This is a genomic window from Synechococcus lacustris Maggiore-St4-Slac (genome assembly GCF_024345595.1).
Classification (GTDB): Bacteria; Cyanobacteriota; Cyanobacteriia; order PCC-6307; family Cyanobiaceae; genus Synechococcus_D; species Synechococcus_D lacustris.
This window is the reverse complement of record NZ_JAGQBK010000004.1, coordinates 130,128-148,865: the sequence shown is the minus strand read 5'-3', so window position 1 is coordinate 148,865 and position 18,738 is coordinate 130,128. Positions and strand designations below refer to the sequence as shown.

The 18,738-nt window shown below is 51.4% G+C and carries 15 protein-coding genes; 7 read left to right on the top strand and 8 right to left on the bottom strand.

Annotated features, from left to right (window positions below):
- Window positions 1–4 precede the first annotated feature (4 nt).
- Window positions 5–1,012: a DUF3153 domain-containing protein gene (locus tag KBY68_RS04920; protein WP_255096128.1), complete on the top strand. Its 1,008-nt coding sequence runs from the start codon at window positions 5–7 to the stop codon at window positions 1,010–1,012.
- Here the strand turns inward: KBY68_RS04920 and priA are convergent.
- Window positions 966–3,179 carry a replication restart helicase PriA gene (gene priA, locus KBY68_RS04915; RefSeq protein ID WP_255096127.1) on the bottom strand — a complete coding sequence of 738 codons (2,214 nt, stop codon included), beginning with the start codon at window positions 3,177–3,179 and terminating at the stop codon, window positions 966–968. The two genes, KBY68_RS04920 and priA, sit on opposite strands and share 47 nt — an antisense overlap.
- Before the next feature lie 324 nt (window positions 3,180–3,503).
- Here priA and rpoD point away from each other — a divergent pair, with 324 nt between their 5' ends.
- From rpoD to KBY68_RS04890, 5 genes are all read left to right on the top strand, one after another.
- Window positions 3,504–4,937, top strand: a complete 1,434-nt coding sequence (rpoD, locus tag KBY68_RS04910; protein ID WP_255096126.1) for an RNA polymerase sigma factor RpoD — start codon at window positions 3,504–3,506, stop codon at window positions 4,935–4,937.
- A 19-nt stretch (window positions 4,938–4,956) separates the two neighbouring features.
- Window positions 4,957–5,337 (top strand): DUF1824 family protein, encoded by a 381-nt coding sequence (locus KBY68_RS04905; protein WP_255096125.1) that lies wholly within the window; start codon window positions 4,957–4,959, stop codon window positions 5,335–5,337.
- Window positions 5,338–5,410: 73 nt separating this feature from the next.
- Window positions 5,411–6,367, top strand: coding sequence for a hydroxymethylbilane synthase (gene hemC, locus KBY68_RS04900; protein WP_255096124.1), 957 nt, complete (start codon window positions 5,411–5,413; stop codon window positions 6,365–6,367).
- Window positions 6,348–8,279 (top strand): chloride channel protein, encoded by a 1,932-nt coding sequence (locus KBY68_RS04895; protein WP_255096123.1) that lies wholly within the window; start codon window positions 6,348–6,350, stop codon window positions 8,277–8,279. The genes hemC and KBY68_RS04895 overlap by 20 nt, the downstream gene beginning before the upstream one ends.
- A 30-nt stretch (window positions 8,280–8,309) precedes the next feature.
- Window positions 8,310–8,594, top strand: a complete 285-nt coding sequence (locus KBY68_RS04890; RefSeq protein WP_255096122.1) for a 4a-hydroxytetrahydrobiopterin dehydratase — start codon at window positions 8,310–8,312, stop codon at window positions 8,592–8,594.
- A 9-nt stretch (window positions 8,595–8,603) separates the two neighbouring features.
- Here KBY68_RS04890 and clpB read toward each other — a convergent pair whose 3' ends face one another.
- Window positions 8,604–11,201: an ATP-dependent chaperone ClpB gene (clpB, locus tag KBY68_RS04885; RefSeq protein ID WP_255096167.1), complete on the bottom strand. Its 2,598-nt coding sequence runs from the start codon at window positions 11,199–11,201 to the stop codon at window positions 8,604–8,606.
- A 444-nt stretch (window positions 11,202–11,645) separates the two neighbouring features.
- Here clpB and KBY68_RS04880 point away from each other — a divergent pair, with 444 nt between their 5' ends.
- Window positions 11,646–11,861, top strand: a complete 216-nt coding sequence (locus tag KBY68_RS04880; RefSeq protein ID WP_255096121.1) for a DUF8662 family protein — start codon at window positions 11,646–11,648, stop codon at window positions 11,859–11,861.
- A gap of 66 nt (window positions 11,862–11,927) precedes the next feature.
- Here KBY68_RS04880 and KBY68_RS04875 read toward each other — a convergent pair whose 3' ends face one another.
- From KBY68_RS04875 to KBY68_RS04850, 6 genes are read right to left on the bottom strand one after another with little or no spacing between them, the layout of a single operon-like run.
- Window positions 11,928–12,284 carry a c-type cytochrome gene (locus KBY68_RS04875; protein ID WP_255096120.1) on the bottom strand — a complete coding sequence of 119 codons (357 nt, stop codon included), beginning with the start codon at window positions 12,282–12,284 and terminating at the stop codon, window positions 11,928–11,930.
- A 42-nt stretch (window positions 12,285–12,326) separates the two neighbouring features.
- The gene (locus KBY68_RS04870; RefSeq protein ID WP_255096118.1) at window positions 12,327–13,364 is read right to left on the bottom strand and encodes an NAD-dependent epimerase/dehydratase family protein; all 1,038 of its coding nucleotides are present in this window, start codon (window positions 13,362–13,364) and stop codon (window positions 12,327–12,329) included.
- Between the two features lies 1 nt (window position 13,365).
- Window positions 13,366–14,424, bottom strand: a complete 1,059-nt coding sequence (hemE, locus tag KBY68_RS04865; protein ID WP_255096117.1) for a uroporphyrinogen decarboxylase — start codon at window positions 14,422–14,424, stop codon at window positions 13,366–13,368.
- Window positions 14,425–14,473: 49 nt separating this feature from the next.
- Window positions 14,474–16,774, bottom strand: coding sequence for a 1,4-alpha-glucan branching protein GlgB (glgB, locus tag KBY68_RS04860; RefSeq protein WP_255096116.1), 2,301 nt, complete (start codon window positions 16,772–16,774; stop codon window positions 14,474–14,476).
- A 51-nt stretch (window positions 16,775–16,825) separates the two neighbouring features.
- Window positions 16,826–18,418, bottom strand: a complete 1,593-nt coding sequence (locus KBY68_RS04855) for a CocE/NonD family hydrolase (RefSeq protein WP_255096115.1) — start codon at window positions 18,416–18,418, stop codon at window positions 16,826–16,828.
- A 3-nt stretch (window positions 18,419–18,421) separates the two neighbouring features.
- A complete protein-coding gene (locus KBY68_RS04850) occupies window positions 18,422–18,703 on the bottom strand; it encodes a DUF8664 family protein (RefSeq protein ID WP_255096114.1) in 282 nt (93 codons plus the stop codon).
- Window positions 18,704–18,738 lie beyond the last annotated feature (35 nt).

Below are 18,738 nucleotides of genomic sequence, written 5' to 3'. Positions count from 1 at the left end.
CCAGATGCACCCAGAAGCGCGGCGAGCCCTTGATTGTGGTGAATATCGCAAGGTGGTGAGCTTGCTCGAGCCGCTGCGAACCGAACTACCTGCATCCAATGCCAAGGGAGCTGAATTGCGGCTGTGGCTGGCTACCGCATATCAAGGTTTGAATGATCAAGCCAGTGCTGTTTCCTGTTGCCGTGAGGTGATCCTGGTTGGTGGTGGTGAGCAACGCCGCCAGGCCCAGGCGGTTTTAGCAATTATCGAAGCGCCCGTTTTGCAACGCCCTAAGGAATGGAGCATCGAATTGCCCCACCTGGGTGATAGCCCCCCCCTTGAGGGCTTAGCCCGCGGCGCGGCAAGCCGTGGCAGGGCAAAAAAAGAACTGCCTAAACCTGCACCACCGGTTGGTAAAACAAAGGCTCCCATTGGCTTTGCCCTATTCGCTGGCCTCTTTTTGCTATGCCTCACCCTGCTGCTAGCCGGTTGCATGAGGGTTGATAGCAGCATTGAATTCCATGGGCCAGGCAGGCTTGAATTCCAGCAGCAATTGCAGGGGCAACCAGCCAGCCGCAGTGGGGTTTTAATCCTCGAGCAATTAAAACCACTAATTGGGGTTGAGTTGCAACGCTTTGAGCAGCGCTATGGCATTGAAGTGCAGGAGCCGGAAATCAACTGGCGTGAGCGCAACTGGCTTGTGGGAGTTCAGCAGCAGATGCAATTGAGCTGGGATCTGAGAGCGCTTGATCCTGTGCCCGGCTTGTTTATGCACCTGCATTTCAGGCCCCTAGCCCCAAGGGCTGTTGAACTGGCAGAACCCCTAATGCCGGAGGCAGAGGGTGCAAATGGTTTGGATTGGCAACTATTGCCAGGCCAATTAAATCGATTCGAATTTTCCTGCTGGCGATGGAGTGGCCTGGGCTTAGGCGCACTGGCAACAGCATTTTTGCTTGCAACTAGCTTGTTGCTCCAACAGAGATTGCTTAAAGCTCCAACGGATCTGGATCGATCGCCAGATGCACCCCTTTAGGCAGCAATTGGCGTAACTCTTGCTCAGTTGGTAGCGGAATGGCGCTGCTAGATGGGCCTTGAAGCAGGAGTTGCCAGCGGCTAAGGCCAGCTACCTTTGCCCGAGGTGCCGGGGCAGGCCCGATGGCCAGCCAATCGGCAGCTTTTAATTGCTTCGATACATGGTTCAGCAGGGTGGTTGCTGCACTGGCTGTGATGCTTGCTTGCGTGCCTGCAAAGCGCAGTAAACAGGCGCGGCTGAAGGGCACCAACCCGGCCGAGCGCCTTAGGGCAACCTCCTCCTCCAAAAATTGTTCATAGCTACCCGCCAAAAGATGCTTAATAACGCGATGGTCTGGATCGTAGGTTTGAACTAGAACTTCCCCTGGTTGTTCCCCCCGGCCCGCTCTGCCTGCCAGTTGAAGTAGTAATTGCAAGCTTTGTTCCGCTGCCCGTAGGTCGGGGCGATGCAAAAGGCCATCGGCAGCTAGAACAACCGCCAGAGTTACCTTTGGCAGATCCATGCCCTTAGCAAGCATTTGGGTGCCAACTAAAACGTCGGCTTCTCCAGCGGCAAAACGATCCAATAATTGTTTGTGGCCATCCCTTCCCCGGGTGCTATCACGGTCAAAACGCAATAGGCGCATACCTTCTAGCTCTTGCTCTAGCTGCTCCAATACTTTTTGGGTGCCGGCTCCAAACGGCTTAAAAGCGGTAGAACCGCAGTTCCCACAGCGGCTTGCTAGCTCTTCCCGGTGGTCGCACCAATGGCAGCGCAACCAGCTTTGGCCATTGCTGTTGCGATGCACCGTGAGTGAAACATCGCAATGGGGACAGCTCACCGCTTCCCCGCAACTCCTACAGCTCAAAAAAGTGTTGTAACCCCGCCGGGGTACTAACACCACAGCCTGTTGGCCGCGATCGGCTAGGCCGCTGAGTCGATCCAAAAGTGGTCTGCTGAGCAGGCGTCGATGGCCCTCTGCCAGCTCAAGCCGCATATCCACCACCCGCACCGGCGGCAATGGCCTGGCGGCAATGCGTTGCGGCAAACGCAATAGGCCAATGCTGGCTTTGGCACCTTGGCAGGCAAGCCAGGTTTCCAGGCAAGGGGTGGCACTGCCCAGAAGGATTAAACAACCCTCCTTTTCCTGCCTGAGCCGAGCAACATCCCTGGCGTGATAACAGGGCATTGGTGCTTCTTGTTTGTATGAACTGTCGTGCTCCTCATCCAGCACGATTAAACCAAGCTTGGGCAGCGGTAAAAAAATTGCGGAACGGGTTCCCACCACAATGCAGGGGCTGCCGGAACGGCAATGGCGCCAGGCGGCAAGTCGTTCGCCTTCGCTTAGGCCTGAGTGATAGGCCACCACAGCGCCAGCAAAGCGGCGGCGGCAACGCTCTAAAAGTTGGGGTATGAGTCCTATTTCAGGGGTGAGGAGCAAAACACTTTTGCCAGCAGCTAGTTCTGGAGCACAGCAGCGCAGGTAGATCTCGGTTTTACCTGATCCGGTTACTCCCCAAAGCAGCCATTGGCGTTGATTGCTTTGCTGCTTAAGCCGCTCTAATACCGCCGCTTGATCCGGATTTAGCTCTGGTGGAATTTCAAGGCTGGGGCTAGAGCTGCTTGGCCAACCCTTTGGGGGCTGAAGTTCGCTCTTGAGTTGAACTAAACCCTTGCGTTCAAGGGCCTTCAATAACGACCTACCAAAGCCAGCCGCAATCAGTTCTTTTGCCGGCTGAGAACCTGTTAGCTGCAGTTGCTCAAGAAGGCCTTGTTGCTTTTGGGTGAGGCATGCTGGGGCCGCCCCGGGGATGGCTGAGGCCACCAACTGCTTACAACCAAGGCCAGCTGCTTGCTGCTTTTTACCTAGCCAGCCATTCGGCAGAGCAGTTTTAAGCACCTGGAATTGGGCGGTGTGGCACTGGGCTGCAACTGCCACGAGCAAATCCTGCCAGCGTTCGTTTATGGCTGCGCTTTCAAGCCTTTCAAGCACTGGCTCCAGAGCTAACCCTTCAGGGGTTTCGGCATTAACTGAACAAACCAAACCGTTATGAAGCCTGCCCCGCAGTTTCACCCTCACCAGATCCCCCTTTTGCAGGGCGGGGCAATCGCCTTGGCCATAGGTGAGCAGCAGCCCTTCCCGGCCCGCTTCAACCCACACATTTACAGCTGTTCCTAGCCCGCCCACTTAATGCCCGCTCGTTGGGGAGCCCAACCCGTTATCCAAACCCACTTATTGATTACTTGCCGATCCTCTGATCTTTTCTTAAGATATGAGGGTTGGGTTGCTAAGCAGCTCCCGGAACACGGCAGAGTTCCGGCCAGTGGGTAGACCTTGGGAAGCTTGCTTCGGGTCTGCGATCACCCCTGACAACCCTGTCAAACCATTTCGCCAGCAATGCTTGGCGAAAGATCTTGCTGAAAACTATTTTCAAAAAATATTTGGCCCCTGCCCGATTGTTTCTGGCTGAAGCCTTTATTTGCTTGCTTCCCCCTGTTGCATCCCGATCGCATGACTGCTACTGCTGTGACTGAATCTGTGCCCGAAGTGGCAGAAATCAAGCCCACTTTGGCTACAGCCAAAACGGCTGAATTGCCCGTGGTGGCAAAAAAAGCAGCAGCTAAAACCAAAGCTCCTGCTAAGCCAAAAACCGCAGCCGCAAAAGCAACAACTCCAAAAGCAACAGCCACAAAGGCCGTTACAAAAAAGGCTGCCAGCAAAAAAACAACCACAGCCAAAGCTGTTACAACTAAAGCAGCCACTCCTAAAGCAACAACAAAAACCACCTCAAAAACAGCTGCAAAAACAGCTCCAAAAACAGCTGAGCCAAAACCAAAGAAATCAGCCAAATCAGCAGCAGATACCGTTGCTGATGAGGAGTTCACCGTTGAGGTGAGCGCCGAAGAATTGCAGGAGGTGGCAGATGCCCTTTCCTCAGATCTTAAAGATGGCAAGGGCGCTATTAAAACCCCTAGCATCAAAATTGGCCCCAAAGGTGTTTACACCGAGGATTCAATCAGGGTTTATTTGCAGGAAATAGGCCGGATTCGTTTGCTAAGGGCGGATGAAGAAATCGAATTAGCACGTAAAATTGCTGATTTATTGCAATTAGAAGAACTTGCCACCCAGTTTGAAGAAGATAACGGCCACTATCCAGATAACAAGGAATGGGCAGCCTTAGTTGAGATGCCTTTGATTAAGTTTAGGCGTCGGTTGATGCTTGGCAGGCGAGCAAAGGAAAAAATGGTGCAATCTAATTTGCGCCTTGTTGTATCGATTGCTAAGAAGTATATGAACCGTGGCCTCTCCTTCCAGGATTTAATCCAGGAAGGCAGCCTAGGTTTGATCAGGGCAGCTGAAAAGTTCGACCATGAGAAGGGTTATAAATTCTCCACCTATGCAACATGGTGGATTCGTCAAGCAATCACCCGCGCAATTGCAGATCAAAGCAGAACAATTCGTTTGCCAGTGCACTTATATGAAACAATCTCGCGGATTAAAAAAACTACTAAAATCCTAAGCCAGGAATTTGGACGCAAGCCAACGGAGGAAGAGATTGCAGAATCGATGGAAATGACCATCGAAAAATTACGTTTTATCGCTAAATCAGCCCAATTGCCGATTTCCCTAGAAACACCAATTGGCAAGGAGGAAGACTCCCGCTTGGGTGATTTCATCGAAGCAGATATCGAGAATCCAGATCAAGATGTTGCAAAAAATCTGTTAAGGGAAGATCTTGAGGGCGTACTTGCTACCCTCAGCCCACGGGAGCGCGATGTATTGCGTTTACGCTACGGCTTAGATGATGGAAGGATGAAAACCTTGGAAGAAATTGGTCAAATTTTTGATGTTACACGTGAAAGAATTCGTCAAATTGAAGCTAAAGCCCTACGCAAATTGCGCCATCCAAATCGCAATGGCATCCTCAAAGAATATATTAAATAATACAAACAAGGTGTATTAAGTGATTCTTGAAGATTTGAAGGGTTTGAGATCTGCCCCTGATTTAACAGCCCAGGAGAAACAACAGCTCGCAGAGGATCTCAAGCAGCGCATTGCCGCTTGCGATTGGTTCACGGTGGGGGTTATGGCCCCCGGCGCAGATCAAGCCTTGGCTAGTTTGCGTGCCATGGAAGCCAGCCTTGGCTGGCAAGCGATGCAATTGCTTGATCAACACGAACTACCAGATGGGGCTGTGTTTTTAAAGGCCAATCAACGCACTGGAACCGTAACGCTTCGCCATGAGGCTGGCCTGGGGGAGGGCTTGTTAATCAGCGGCCAATGCCCCTCTAATCCTGCCGCTGAAGACACCTGGGGGCCCCTGCCGCTGGATTTCTTCATCTGATCCCTTTATTAGGGGGCGACTACGTAGGCTAAATGGCTGTTTTTGGCCGGTTACCGGACAACCCAACGCACTGATGACCATCTCCACCCTTCGAATCGCTTCCCGCCGCAGCCAATTGGCGATGGTGCAAACCGAGTGGGTGCAGGCTGAATTGCTGCGGGCCCATCCCGGCCTTGAAATCAGCATCGAGGCAATGGCCACCCAAGGGGACAAAATCCTTGATGTTGCATTGGCAAAAATTGGTGATAAGGGTTTATTTACTAAGGAATTAGAAGCGCAGATGTTGGTTAATCATGCAGATATTGCAGTTCATAGCCTCAAGGATTTACCAACCAATCTGCCCGCTGGTTTGATGCTGGGCTGTGTTACCGAAAGGGAGGATCCAGCGGATGCCCTGGTGGTTCATTCCCGCCACCTCGATAAATCGCTTGCCAGCTTGCCTGAAGGATCAGTTGTTGGCACAAGTTCCCTGCGGCGTTTAGCGCAACTGCGCTACCACTATCCCCATCTTGTTTTTAAGGATGTGCGAGGTAATGTAATAACTAGGTTAGAGAAGCTTGATTCTGGCGATTATGACTGTTTGATATTAGCGGCCGCGGGCCTAGGCCGCTTAGGACTTGCAGATCGTATCCACGAGTTAATTGATCCAAGTATTTCACTCCATGCTGTTGGTCAAGGTGCATTGGGAATTGAATGCAGGGAAGCTGATCCTGAAGTGTTGGCATTAATCAAAGTATTAGAGCATCGCCCAACGGCATTGCGTTGTTTAGCAGAAAGGTCTTTTTTGCGCAGCCTTGAGGGCGGTTGCCAGGTGCCAATTGGCGTAAATAGCAGCTTTGATTCTGCCGATAATTTAGTGCTCACAGGTATGGTGGCGAGCCTTGATGGAAAGCGTTTAATACGTGATCAAGTGCAAGGCAGCCTGGCTGAACCTGAAGCGATAGGAATTGCCCTGGCCGAAAAATTACGCAGCCAAGGGGCAGGGGAGATTCTCCAACAGATATTTGCAGATGTTAGACCCCAAAGCTGAAGCCACTGCCGCTCCATTTCAGTGGGGTTTACTGGCGTGGGCAGCCCTAGTTGGCTTACTTACCGGCTTGGCAATTGTTGGTTTTCATTATCTACTTGGCTTTATTAATAATCTGATCTACGGCCCATTTGTTGCCTTCGTGATGGATGCGGTTGGCCCCCATCCATTGGTGCCGGAAGTGCTGCCGCCGCCGCCACCGCCAGCGGCTGCAACGCCATTGCAGTCTTTATTACAAATAGGCCTAGGTGGCTTGGGAGTTCTATCGCCACCACCTGTGCTGCCGCCTGAACCTGTGTTGCCGCCGGTGCCAATGCCGCCGCCATGGTTGAGCAGTTGGCCTGTGGTTCTGGGACCCGTGCTCGGCGGATTGTTGGTGGGGTTACTGCGGTTGCTAAGCAAAGATTTGGGCCCCAGTTTGCCCAGTTTGATGGCGATGGCTGATGGTCGCTTGCAAGCGGAGCCACGCCTACCTTTTGCCCGTTTAATTGGTGCTTCGATCAGCCTTGGCAGTGGCGCATCCCTTGGCCCCGAGGGGCCAAGTGTTGAAAGTGGTGGAAATATTGGCCTGTGGCTTGGCAGGAGAGCAGGTCTTACTCCTGATGCACTTAAAGCCCTTGTGGGTGCTGGCGTTGCCGCTGGTTTAGCCGCTGGCTTCAGGGCACCTATTGCAGGGGTGTTTTTTGCTTTTGAAGGGGCCTACAGCACCATCCCAGGCAGGCCAAGCCTGCGGGCAGTGCTGGTGGCTGCTGTTAGTTCCACCCTGGTTATTCAGTTGGGTTTGGGAGATGAACCAATCTTTCGCCTTCCGGCCTATGAAGTGCGTTCCCCCTTGGAATTGCCCCTTTATTTGGGTTTGGGGTTACTTGCCAGTTTTGTGGCCTGGGCCCTGGTGCGCCTACTTGCCCTTGGCCGCAGTGAAGCTGTTCAAGCGAAATTAGAATTAATTCCCCCTTGGCTGATAACAGCTGTTGGGGGCCTTGCTGTTGGTTTATTAGCCCTTGGTTTTCCACAGGTGCTAGGCGTTGGTTACGACACTGTTGAATCACTTCTCGGCTCTGGCGGTGGCATCAGTCTGTTAACACTGCTGGCCCTATTAATTGTTAAATTAGTTGCCACAGGTGTTAGTAATGCCACCGGATTCATTGGTGGTGGTTTTGCACCTTCTCTATTTTTAGGCGCTGTTTTAGGTAGTTTTTATGGGCAATTGTTGGGCGATGGTGGTTTTGGCTTACCGGTAGCTGAGGCGCCTGCCTACGCCATGGTGGGTATGGCGGCAGTGCTTGCCGGTGCTGCTAGGGCACCGCTAACGGCCTTGCTGTTGTTATTTGAGCTCACCCGCGACATTCGAATTGTGTTGCCCTTGATGGCAGCTACTGGCTTGAGTGCCCTGTTGGTGGAGCGTTGGCAGGGTTTAAGTGATCCCGGCTTATTGGGCCCTGATCCGGTGGAGGAGGAAAGGCGCGGCCAATTGCAACAGTTATTAGTGGCTGAGGCCCTAGAACCTGAGGCGCCATTGGTTTTGCCCGCTGATCTGGCACCGTCTACGGCATTGGCGATGTTGCTTGATGCCCATGGCCATTGTTTGTTGGTGGAGCAAGCGGGATGGGTGAAAGGTTTAATTACCCTTGCTGATTTGCAACAGGTGCTTAATTCCAAGCGATCAGTTTCTTTTTTACAGGATTGCTTACGCAGTGAATTGGTTTGGCTGCCATCATCTGCAGATTTAAGTAGATTAGAAGATCAATTGCGGCCCAATGGGCTCAGGCAATTACCGGTATTTATGGTTGAGGAAGGTTTATCTGCTCAGCTACCGCAGGGTTTACCGCCGGAGGGTTTAGCCGTAACGCAGTTGCAAGGAATAGCTAGCCGCGATGGTTTAGCCAGGGCCCTAGCCAGGCGGATCAAGGGTTAGGTTTGATTTAAATCGCATCACCTGAATTCCATGGCCCATTTATTAAACGATTCAGAGCTAATAGAATTGCCAAGTATTTTGCCTGGCTGGCAAGTGCAAGATGGAAAGATCACACGCACATGGCACTTCAATGATTTTTCAGAGGCCTTTGCTTTCATGGTGAGGGTTGCCATGGCAGCTGAACAGCTGGGCCATCACCCAGATTGGAGTAATAGCTGGAATAAAGTAAGCATTGAATTGGTGTGCCATGATCTAGGTGGTATTTCTGATTTAGATGTAAATTTAGCTAAGCAAATAAATCAAATTTGCCCTTAAATAGGAGAATTAATTAAATATCAAGCCATCGTTTGATGCTGTAACTGATACTGTGCTTCCTGCTGTATAGCCACCGGAAAGGATTGCCTTGGCTATGGGTGTTTCCAATTCCCTTTGGATTGCACGCTTAAGTGGCCTTGCCCCATAAACAGGGTCGTAGCCAGCGGTTGCAAGCCAATCTAGGGCACTACTTTCAGCATTTAAATTGATTTTGCGGTTTGCTAAACGTTTGGCCAGCCTTTGCACTTGCAATCCAACAATTTGGCGTAGTTCATCAGCCCGTAAACTGTGAAATATGATTGTTTCATCTAGCCTATTTAGGAATTCCGGCCTGAAGTGGCTTCTCAGGGCTTCATTTACCCTTCGCTCCATTTCATCATGGCGGCCATCATCTCCAGCCAATTCTAATATTGATTGGCTACCAATATTACTGGTGAGGATTAGAACTGTATTTGTGAAATCCACCGTGCGGCCCTGGCTATCAGTAACCCTGCCATCATCAAGAATTTGCAGCATTACATTGAACACATCCGGATGTGCTTTTTCTATTTCGTCAAATAAAATAACGGCATAGGGCCTCCTTCTTACCGCTTCCGTGAGTTGCCCCCCCTCCTCAAAACCAACGTAGCCAGGGGGCGCCCCAATCAACCTTGAAACAGCATGCTTTTCCATATATTCGCTCATATCAATTCGCACTAGGGCATTTTCACTATCAAATAATTCAGCCGCTAGCGCTTTACTTAATTCGGTTTTACCAACACCGGTGGGGCCAAGAAAAAGAAAGCTAGCTATGGGCCGATTCGGATCCGATAGCCCAGCCCTGGAGCGTTGAATTGCATCAGCAACAGCAGAAACAGCCTCAGTTTGACCAATAACACGCCCATGCAATTGCTTTTCCAATTCAAGCAGTTTTTCCATTTCTGATTGGGCTAACTTGCTCACTGGAATGCCAGTCCATTTAGCAATAACTTCGGCAATATCGTCTTCAGTTACCTCCTCGCGCAATAATTGCTGTGTTGAGCTATCGCTATCCGCACTGCCTAGCTCTTCTTCTCTAGCGGCAAGTTTCTTATTTAATTCAGCCAATGTGCCATATTCCAATGCTGCGGCTTTGTTTAAATCATAATTACGTTTTGCCTGCTCTACCTGTAGGGTAACCTGCTCAATCTCTTCTTTTAATGCCTGTAAATTATCAATTGCACCTTTCTCTTTCTGCCATTGGGCGTTAAGGCCACTTTGTTGCTCATTTAATTCTGCTAGTTCCCTCTCAATTCTCTCAAGCCTTTCTTTGCTGGCGGCATCTGATTCACGACCTAGGGATAGTTTTTCCATCTCCAATTGCAGTATTTTACGATCGATTTCATCAATGGCCTCTGGTTTTGAGGTTATTTCCATCTTTAAGCGCGCTGCCGATTCATCCACAAGATCAATTGCTTTATCCGGAAGGAATCGATCGGCAATGTAGCGGCTGCTAAGCACTGCAGCCGCCACTAAAGCTGTATCTGCGATTCTTACGCCGTGGTGCACCTCATAGCGTTCCTTGAGGCCACGAAGGATTGAAATTGTGTCTTCAACCGATGGCTGATCTACAAATACCTGTTGGAAGCGGCGCTCGAGGGCTGGATCCTTTTCAATATGCTTGCGATGTTCATCAAGGGTGGTTGCACCAATACAACGCAATTCACCCCGGGCTAACATTGGTTTTAGCAGGTTGCTGGCATCCATCGATCCGCCGGCTGCTCCAGCGCCAACCACCGTGTGAATTTCATCGATAAACAATACGATTTGTCCATCACTAGATGTAACTTCCTTTAAAACTGCCTTTAATCTTTCCTCAAATTCACCTCGATATTTAGCACCTGCAATTAGTGCTCCCATATCAAGGGAAATAAGTTGTCTGTTCTGTAGCGCAGATGGCACATCACCATTAACTATTCTTTGCGCTAAACCTTCAACAATTGCCGTTTTGCCAACGCCGGGTTCACCAATTAAAACCGGATTATTTTTAGTGCGTCGAGATAAAATTTGTATGGTGCGACGGATCTCTTCATCGCGGCCAATCACAGGATCTAATTTCCCCTGGCGGGCGGCTGCTGTTAGATCACGGCCATATTTTTCTAATGATTCATAGGTTCCCTCTGGGTTTTGGTCGGTAACCCTCTGGCTACCTCGAACACACTTAATTGCATCACGTAATTTTGCTTCATCTAATCCCGCAGCCTGCAATAGTTGTTTACCGCAACGATCATCTATGGCGAGGGCTAGTAGAAGGTGTTCAATGGAAATAAAGCTATCTTCTAGTTCTTTTCTTAAATCATCAGCCCGCTCCAAAAGCGTTTGCATAGCCTTGCCCATATATACATTGCTTGGAATGCTGCCCAGGCTTGGTTGCTTTTGAATAAATGCCTCTATCTGTTCAGCAAGCTGGCTTGGAACAAGTTCGGCCTTTTCTAAAATGCGCACGGCCAAGCCCTGCGGCTGTTGCATTAGGGCGAGAAAAAGGTGTTCGGTTTCAAGTTGTTGATGGCGCTGCTTTTGGGCAATGGCTTGCGCTGCTACTACGGCTGCCCAGGCCTGTTCGGTGAATTGCTCAGCTGTTGGTTGAATCACTTTGCTTGCTCTGTTCTTGGATCCAACCTATGGGCAAGTGATGCTTTTTAAGGTGGGGTTTGCCGATCAGGAAAACCGTACACAGCACTCTTAATAAATTATTCTCCAATATCCTTGTAGTTGCAATATTTTAATGGGCATCCATTAAACCCATAATAAGCATCGAATTGTGATAAACAGCCCCTCGCATTTTTACTTGCAACTTCGCTAGGGGGTAATTGTTTTGGTTGGGCATACTCCATCCCCCACGGCACCAGCCAGGCGCAACCCCCTGGGGTGAGCCCTGGCCTTTGGCTTGCAAATGGCTGTGTTGGTTGGGCCAGCGCTGATAGGGGTAAAATCAGGGCCCAGATCAACAGTTTGATTTTCATTGCTAGGCTTGCACTACTGGCTTTCTAGCTAGAAAACAATTGCTTGTCTGCCCTGGGGCTTGTTTTTTGTATGGCTGAACTTTTTCCGCTTGATTTAATTGAATCACTTGCCATGGAGGTGGATACATTTAAAAATACAAGTAATGATCTAGAGCGTAATTGCTGGCTTACTGTTCACCGCTTTCAGCATGGTGTTCTGCCAAGTGAATATGATATTCGTGAAATTCCAGAGGATCTTTATCTTCAATTGTTAGCCCATTGCAAGGCCATTCAGGGAAATGCATAACCACTAAAAAGCCGGCTTATTTCTAAGCCGGCTTCCTGATCTTCTAGGGATTTTCAGGAGAGCTGATCAGCTCCAGCCCTTGGCAGACATGTCTTCCACATAGGAAGCAACATCTGCAATGTCGGTGTCGGAAAGTTTGCCGCCAAAGGCTGGCATGGCGTTCTTGCCATTGGTTACCTGATAGGCGATAGCAGCTTCATGGCCAGCGCTGTAATCGGCGAGGTATGCATCCAAAGCCTCAGCTTTGAGGGTGCGTTCACCGTTAACCACGTTGCCGCCACCCATGTGACAGGCCACACAGTTGGCTGAAAACACCTGGGCGCCGTGGGCAATGTCCGCTGCATAGGCGGGGGCTGAACCAAGGGAAAGGCTGCCGAAAATGAAAGCAAAACAGAGGGCCACTAGGCCAATTAGGCGACGCATGGGCGCAAAAAATTTTCCTTACCAACTTAGTAAAAGCTCTACCTAGCTTGGGCCCTCTGCAACGCTTTGACATGTAGTTGCTTGGCGCAGGGGACCCCGCTGGGGTAGGCCGGCTTCGTTGAACACCGCCTCAAGGTTTGAGGCATGGGAATGCAAACCAAATCTTTCTGGGGGGCTGATCGGGCTATGCACAAAGTGTCTTTGGCGAATGCTGAAGCGATCCCAGGCGTTGATTTCTATCGGCAGAACCTTGATCAAGGCTTCAATTAACCAACCCCACAGCGGTATGCCAGGGGGGCGCCACATTCCCCTCCAGCAACAAAGCTGGGCAACAGCTTTGTTGATCGTTATTGCCGGCTGACCCAACACCAATCGCCGCACGGCCCCTTGACCGGCCTCTGGATTGGCTTGATGGGGGGCTAAACACAGGTGGCAGCACACTTTTGCAATATCTGCCGCATGGATGAAATGAAAGCTGGAATCAGCACGAAGCCAGCGGGCCAGCCATAGCCAGCCAATGGCCTCGCCAAGGCCTGAGGTGAGATAGCTGTTGGGGAAGGCCCCCATGCCATCAACCCTGCCACCAAATACCAGGGTGGGAAACACTGCAACAATCTTTGCTGCCAATGGGTGAGCTTCTAATTGGCGCAGGCATTGGGCTTTGGTTTGGATATATTCAGTTCCAAATTCTTCAGCTTCATCAAATAGCTGTAAATCTTTGTTTAAGATACTTGCGGTTGAAAAGTAAATAACTTGGTTTAATTTTGTTGGATCTAAACGAGCTAATAATTCTTTTACAGCATCAACATTTACCTGCTTTGCCCTCAACGGGTCGCCCCATGCTGTGGCTGTGTGTATTACCCGGGTAACGCCCTTAAGCAGTTGATCATGGCTGCTTTGATCGCGTAGGTCGCTCACCAATAGGGTTATGCGCGGATGGTTGTGGGGAACGGCCGTTAATTTGCTTGGGTTGCGCAACCACAACAAAAGCTCAGCATCTGAATGCTGAAATAACTGATGGCAGATGTGTTGACCAACGCAGCCACTGGCGCCGGTGATCAGAATCCGTTCGGGGCTCACCTCAACCCACCGTGCCCATTAGTTCATTTACCCGTTTGCCTGTTTCAAAGAAAACCCTGGCATTTTCTTCCGGGGTGCCAGGCAAAATGCCGTGGCCCAGGTTGAGAATGTGCCTACGGCCTCTCGCCTTACGAACCGTATCGATGATGCGATGGCGAATCGCTTCCGGCGTACCGAATAGCAGGCCGGGATCCACATTTCCCTGGATGCCCACATGGTGCGGTAAGCGTTTGCAGCCATCGGCCATATCAACACTCCAATCGAGGGAGATGAAGTCAACCCCTGTGGCTGCCATCCTTTCAAGCACCCCCGCGCTGCCTGATATGTAGAGGATCAACGGTGTTTCTGGATGCTTAGCTCGCACCTGGTCGATCACCCGTTTTTGGTATGGGGCAGCAAAGGTGTCGTAATCAATCGGGCTCAGTTGGCCAGCCCATGAATCAAATAGTTGAACAACTTGGGCGCCACTATCAATTTGATAGTTCACGTAAGTGGCGATGCTGTCGGCAAAGTGGGAAAGCAATCGATGCATTAATTGCGGTTCCCTAAAGGCCATCGCCTTGATCACCGCATAGTCTTTGCTGCTTTTACCTTCAACTGCGTAGGCAGCCAAGGTCCAGGGGGCACCAACGAAACCGAGCACGGCTGCCTCTGAACCAACACTCTCCCTAAGCCTGCCGAGTACCTCCCCTACAAAAGCGAGGCTGCTGGCAGGTTCAAGCGGGCGCAGGGCCTCCACTTGGGCAATCGAACGTATGGGTGGATCAATGATTGGCCCCCTGCTTTCAATGATGTCGAAATCAATGCCCATCCCCGGCAGGGGGGTGAGGATGTCTGAAAACAGAATCACCCCATCCGGCTGGAAGGCCTGGAAGGGTTGCATTGATATCTCATAGGAGAGATCTGGATTTTCTGAGCGGTCGCGGAAGGAGGGATGGCGATCGCGCAAATCCCGATACACCTTCATGTATCTACCCGCCTGCCTCATCATCCACACGGGGGGACGCTCCACCTGTTCACCACGGGCGGCACGCAGCAGCAGGGGTAAGGCGTTGCTCATGGCAGCAAGGGAGGAGAGTTAGCCGCTGACGCTACCCGACCAATCAACCTTATTTGGCGCTCTCTTCATGGATTGCCGCAGCTAATTGGCGACTGGGGTCGAGCTTTAACACCAATACGCTTAATGGTGGCAGGCAGAGATCGAGGGATTGTTCGTAGCCATGCATAGCTTGGCCATCGCTGAACTTGCCGCCCAAATTACCTTGGTTAGTGCCGCCATAGCGTGAACTATCGCTGTTGAAAGCTTCTTTATAGAAGCCGTTAACAGGAACGCCAATGCGGTAGTTGCCATGGCCTTCAGGGGTGAAATTACAAACCACCACCACCCAATCCCCACCGTGCTCATCGCGGCGCATGAAGCTCACAACACTGTGGCTGTTGTCGTCGCAATCTATCCACTGAAAACCGTAATTAGCAAAATCACTGCGCCATAATGCTGGCTCTGATTTATAGAAACTGTTAAGGTCGTCCACCAGGTTTAATAGGCCCTGATGGGCTGGATATTGAAGCTTGTCCCATTCGAGATCACCCCACACGTTCCATTCACCCCTTTGACCAAACTCCATACCCATAAATATTGTTTTCTTTCCAGGGTGGGTCCACATAAATGTGAGCAATGCCCTTACATTAGCGAATTTTAATTCATCGCTACCCGGCATCTTATGGAGCAGGTGGCTCTTGCCGTGTACCACTTCGTCGTGGCTTAAGGCGAGCATGAAATTTTCAGTGTATTGATAACAAATTGAGAAGGTTATGTTGTTTTGGTGGAACTGACGGAACCAATGATCTAGCTCGAAGTAATCGAGCATGTCGTGCATCCAACCCATGTTCCACTTCAGGTTGAAACCAAGGCCCCCCATGTGGGTTGGCATCGTAACCATCGGCCAAGTGGTGGATTCCTCTGCGATCGCCAGGGCACCAGGGAAATAGTGGAATAGCACTGAATTTGCCTGTTGCATAAAGCGAACGGCTTCAAGATTCTCCCTGCCCCCATGTTCATTGGGTAACCATTCACCATCAGGCCTTAGGTAATCGCGATAAAGCATCGATGCAACCGCATCTACGCGGATGCCATCAATGTGAAATTCTTCAAACCAAAATAGAAGATTTGAAACCAGGAAATTCCTAACCTCATTTCTACTGTAATTAAAAATTAGTGTTCCCCATTCCTTATGCTCACCGATGCGGGAATCACCATGTTCATAGAGATGGCTGCCATCAAAGAAAGCGAGGCCGTGGGCATCTTTAGGGAAGTGTCCAGGCACCCAATCCAGGATCAAACCGATGCCCTCTTTATGGCAGCGATCAACAAAAGCCTTGAATTCATTTAAGGGCCCAAATCTACTTGTTGGTGCATAGAAGCCCGTTACTTGATAACCCCATGAACCATCGAATGGATGCTCTGCAACGGGCATTAATTCAATGTGGGTGAAGCCCCTTGCCTTTACGTATGGAATAACGCGATCAGCTAATTCTGGATAGGTGAGTAAGCGGGCTCCAGGTTTTAAATCGGCAGCTGGAACTGGGGTTCTAGCTTCACCGTTGCTTTCTATGTATGGCTGATCAGCGCCACCATGCATCCAACTGCCCAGATGCATTTCGTAAACAGAAACGGGCTGGTCGAGGGGATTACGGCTATCCCTTTGCTGCAACCAACTGGTGTCGTTCCATTCGTAGTTATTCAGATCTGCCACCAGCGATGCCTGCAGGGGCCTTACCTCATGTTGAAATCCATAGGGATCGGCCTTCTCGTAGCAGTGGCCGTTTTGGCTGCGCACCTCATATTTGTAGCGATGGCCTACGCCAATTCCAGGCACAAATAATTCCCAGCTGCCCCCCAGGCGTTGTTGCATCGGCAGGTGTCTGCCGTCCCAGCCACAGCAATCGCCAATTAGGGCAACACTGCGGGCACTGGGCGCCCACACACAAAATTGCACCCCTGCCACCCCCTGTTGTTCGGTGGGGTGGGCACCCATCCTGCGCCAAATGTGGTGGTGGTTACCCTCAGAGAAAAGGTGGCGATCCATTTCCCCCATCCATTCCTCACGGAAGGCAAAGGGATCGTGTTGTTCATGGGTAATGCCAGCCCTGTGAACCCTCAGCCTGTAGCCACTGCCTGGCTCTTGGGGCAGCACTTGTTCAAATAACCAAGGGTGATGGGGGCATTCCATCGCCAATTCCTGGCCCTGGTGCAAGAGCCACACTTGGTTTGCATCGGGCAGCCATGCCCGCACTACCCAGTTGCCATCAGCTAGGGGCTGGGGGCCTAGCACCGCAAAGGGGTGGTTGTGGCTGCAGGTGGCTAGCCGCTCGCCATCGGCAAACATCCAATCAATGCTTTCCACAACCATCGCGGCCCTTTTCCATAGCTGTGCCGGAGCCTAAACGGATTCGTGGCCCCTTTACCCCATAGCTTTGAGCTCCAAACCACTTCCTTCTAATTGCATCTCCAAACGAATGCTGAGATGTTCTGGCCCCACGGGCCCAGGAGCCCAATGGCCATCACCGCGATTCACGCTTACCTGGGGCCAGGCGGCAGCAGCTATGCACAATCTGAGCTGCTCCCCTGGTTGCAGAGTGGCCAGCAGCGGTTGAAGTTGCACTTGCCTAGGTGCCAAATGCAAGCAGTGTTCCCCCAGTTGCCTCAAAATGCCTGTGCTTAGAACCAACACCTCTGCTCCTTGCTTGCGCACCACCGCCAAGCTGGCGCAAAGGTCGAAGCCCGCTTGATCAGCTGCCACCACCACTGTTAGTTGCGGTGCACCCCAGAGCTCTAGTGGCTCCTTAACTGGGGCGCCCGTGAAACAAACCACATCAGCTCTGCCATCAATAGCGCCTCTCTCCTGGATCCCCGCATCTGCACCCAGGTGGCCACCGCATCCAGGCGCCGCTCTCCAGGGGTCGTGCACCCAATACACAATGCCCCTGCCTTGGTGATTTGCTAAGAGCTCACCCTCATCACTGCGGCTGGCGGCTAAGCCTCCACTGCTCAAGCCCCAGGTTTGATTGCTGGGCCGCGCTGGATCCCTTTGTTGCCAAACCTTGGCGAGTAAATCAAAAACCAAGCAGGGAACTGCTTCCTTAGGCGGTAAGCGATCGCGCAGGTGCTGATCAAAAAAAGCAAGTTGCCATTCATCTACCCCACCACAGGCGTGGGGCCCTTGGTCAACACTGCCAACCCTGCGATCCCAGCTCAAGTGGCTCCAGGGTCCGATGCGCAGCAATGGGTTGCCGCCAGCTTGCTTACTGAGTTTCCAAATATCAAGGCCGCCCCTCAAGTAAGGGTCGTGCCAACCCTGGGGTAGTAATAGGGGCAATCGCAAAACCGCTGGATCCGGTGCCTGCTCCTGCCAGGATTCCGCCGCTAGTGGATTACGGTTAAACCAGGCCAGCACTGGATTTCCTGGATTTACCTGGCGTAGTAGCTCAAGCCCGTTAACAAGAAAATCACCCCCTTGCAGGCTTGCGCGGATGGCATTCCATTGATCGTTTTTATTTGAACGCCTGCATTGTTCGGCTGCTAACTGGAGGCCCCAGGCCAAATTATTTGCATAAAAATGGGCACCTCCTTCACTTGCCAGGTGTAAACGTTGGTTCCAACCGGTCATGGCAGGAGCCATGGCATCGGCGGGGTTACCTAATAGCTGGGTAAGGCCTTGATAACTAAAGCCGTAACTGCCAACGCGCCCATTACAGAGGGGGTGACTTCTCAGGGCCAGCAGGCTGCTGCTGCCATCGCTGATCTCTTGGCTAAAGCCCTGGAACTCCCCTTCCGATTCACCGCAGCCCCTCACATCTTGAACAAAAACTAAATAGCCCTGCTGGGCATACCAGCTCGGATGGGCATACACAACGGTGGATGCAAGGCGGTGGCCGTAGGGCTGACGCATCAATAGCCCTGGCCATCTACCCCTTCCTGCTGGTTGCCAAAGTTCACCGCGAAGTAGAACCCCATCCCCCATTGGGATGGCAAGTTGTTTTACTTCAACTGCCAAAACTCAACGCACTTCAGGGCAATACATTCCCACCACATAGGTGTTGAGAATTTCGGCGTCGATGGTGCTAAGGCCCTGGCTGGCAGCAGTGCTGCGAACAGCAACCGGTCCATGGGCCTTTTGACCGCTGGCATTGAGTTTGCGGAATTCACCGCACAACTGTTGGGCAAGTTGTTTGTTTTGTTTAACCGATTCCAGCAGGGGGCTTGCCCCTGCATAGGCGCCACTAAAGCTGAGGCTTAAAACCAACCCAGCCAAGCTTGGCAACAGGCGATGGGAAGCCATTTCCAGCCAATTAATCAGATCAGTTCATTTCAGGT

Coding starts and splice junctions, on each gene's coding strand:
- hemE (WP_255096117.1), bottom strand. CDS start 14,424: ATGAGCAACGCCTTACCCCTGCTGCTGCGTGCCGCCCGTGGTGAACAG.
- rpoD (WP_255096126.1), top strand. CDS start 3,504: ATGACTGCTACTGCTGTGACTGAATCTGTGCCCGAAGTGGCAGAAATC.
- KBY68_RS04895 (WP_255096123.1), top strand. CDS start 6,348: ATGTTAGACCCCAAAGCTGAAGCCACTGCCGCTCCATTTCAGTGGGGT.
- hemC (WP_255096124.1), top strand. CDS start 5,411: ATGACCATCTCCACCCTTCGAATCGCTTCCCGCCGCAGCCAATTGGCG.
- glgB (WP_255096116.1), bottom strand. CDS start 16,774: ATGGTTGTGGAAAGCATTGATTGGATGTTTGCCGATGGCGAGCGGCTA.
- KBY68_RS04875 (WP_255096120.1), bottom strand. CDS start 12,284: ATGCGTCGCCTAATTGGCCTAGTGGCCCTCTGTTTTGCTTTCATTTTC.
- KBY68_RS04850 (WP_255096114.1), bottom strand. CDS start 18,703: ATGGCTTCCCATCGCCTGTTGCCAAGCTTGGCTGGGTTGGTTTTAAGC.
- KBY68_RS04890 (WP_255096122.1), top strand. CDS start 8,310: ATGGCCCATTTATTAAACGATTCAGAGCTAATAGAATTGCCAAGTATT.
- KBY68_RS04880 (WP_255096121.1), top strand. CDS start 11,646: ATGGCTGAACTTTTTCCGCTTGATTTAATTGAATCACTTGCCATGGAG.
- KBY68_RS04920 (WP_255096128.1), top strand. CDS start 5: ATGCACCCAGAAGCGCGGCGAGCCCTTGATTGTGGTGAATATCGCAAG.